Genomic DNA, 538 nt, shown 5'->3' on the forward strand with positions numbered 1-538 from the left:
CCCCTAGCAGCAACACTACTAAGGGCCATACAAACCCAGATTTGTGACTTGTATTTTGCGCTCTTTGGATCATCGCAAGTCTCCTTCCGAAAGAATCATGAAGTAAGTGACATTGTCCCAGATTTAGTGTGGACGCGTTCAATGAATGGGGTCTTGGCGATGATTGCGCGGGTGTGTCGGCCGCGCAGGACGCATTCCTCGTCATCATGTGCAATAACTTCGAAGACCAACATCTTTGAGCCAATCTCGACCAGTTCCGCCGTGATCTGGACAATCCAATCCTTCGGAGTAGGTGCCAGATGAGACATCTCGTGTTTGAAACCGACTGTCATTTCGTCGTCTTTAATGCATCCGTCGATTGCATTCATGCAGGCCAATTCAGACAGCCAGAGCAGGATTGGGGTTGCAAGAACCGGCACATCGTTGCGCCAACTCGTCGCCAGGTCACTATCCTCAACCTGGTGCGTCAGAATACCTTTCAGGCCAGTTTCAAGCTGCATGGGGTTTTCTCCTTTTTTGAAAGATTGAGTTGCTCAGA

Annotated in this window: 1 protein-coding gene; it reads right to left on the reverse strand. The window is 49.6% G+C overall.

The genetic code is table 11. From position 1 onward, the window contains the following. Positions 1-95: 95 nt before the first annotated feature. A complete protein-coding gene (locus HRQ87_RS20025) occupies positions 96-500 on the reverse strand; it encodes a thioesterase family protein (RefSeq protein ID WP_174140217.1) in 405 nt (134 codons plus the stop codon). Between the last annotated feature and the right edge of the window lie 38 nt (positions 501-538).

This window comes from Parasulfitobacter algicola, assembly GCF_013315265.1.
Classification (GTDB): domain Bacteria; phylum Pseudomonadota; class Alphaproteobacteria; order Rhodobacterales; family Rhodobacteraceae; genus Parasulfitobacter; species Parasulfitobacter algicola.